Annotated in this window: 1 pseudogene; it reads right to left on the bottom strand. The window is 24.4% G+C overall.

Annotation, left to right across the window (positions count from 1 at the left end):
- Positions 1-1,317: pseudogene (locus D9R21_RS07655) on the bottom strand (hypothetical protein); the annotation flags it as partial.

The raw sequence follows: 1,317 nt of genomic DNA on the forward strand, positions 1-1,317 counted from the left end.
ATTTATTTTTTCATTATTAAGAAACTTTGTTATATATCATTGCGTTTTGCCCTTTCACACAACAAAATATCATTTATTATCAACAGTATTAAATGGTTTATCATCTGCATCAACTTCTTTTCAATAATTTAATGGCGATGGTGGAATAGAACCACCAGAAAAATTAAAATACAATGAATTTAACTCAATTATACATTTTTTAAATTCTCAATAATTTTCATCTTTTTTATCAGGTTCAGGTATTGATAATAATTCAAAATAATATGGGGCAATTAACTTAATATCATCATTATAACCTTTATTAATTGCATATTTGCTATATGTATAATTTGAAAGCATATAAATAATTTGTTTAAATATTTTGACAACTTTATCATTAATAAGAGTTGGATTTTTGAACTTTCATTCTTCAAATAGACCATCAATAACATCTTCGGGTTTTTGTCCTTCAAATTGTTGGCGTAATTCAGTCGCTTTATTTGTAGGATTGCCTTTTTCATCGTATTTTGTCCCTTGAAATTTTTTATCATAGTTATAACGATATGTTAAATAATTTAATAAAACTTTATCTAAACCATTTTTATTTATTAAATTTAATACATCTTTTCCTTGAATGTAATTTTTGGCAATATTTCAAGGTAAAAAAATTTCCGTAAATCAATATTGAAATACTCTTAAATTAGGGTTTGTTTCAATTGGCATTGATAATAAAGGCACCAAACTAGCGTTTTCAATATTTGATGATGGATAAGAATAAACACCATTGATATTGCCCCAACACTTAATATTGCCAAATAACATTGATTTAGGATATTTAATTTCAATTCCAGTAAAGACAGTATCTTCTGGTAATGATTTTTGTAACACTAAATGAATACTATTTTGATTTTTTCATTTAAAGTCAGTTATTTTAACTAAATGCGTAGATTTAATAATATCAACACCATCGGGTGTATAAGGTCGTTTATATTCTTCAATGATATAGCATTCATTTTTATTGTCTTCACTAATTGGTTCATTAATAGATACTATTTTTAAGTCTAATGTTTCTAAAAATACTTTGTATTGTTTTGAAATATCATTAATTAAAATATCTTTTTCATCAATCATAACATAACTAGTGATATTGTCTTGAACTGTGGTGTTTTGTTGAATTTGTAATTTAAAATTAAAGTCGCTAATTTCATAACCTGTTATTTTAATATATTCATCTTTGTTAATAAAACCGATTTTAACGCTATTTTGAGAGTAGTTTAAGGTTGGTTTTTGCTTTGTCTTAACGAGATTATTAATTTTATAAATATATAAGGTTCTAGC

It is taken from the genome of Spiroplasma endosymbiont of Megaselia nigra (assembly GCF_003987485.1).
Classification (GTDB): Bacteria; Bacillota_I; Bacilli_A; order Mycoplasmatales; family Mycoplasmataceae; genus Spiroplasma.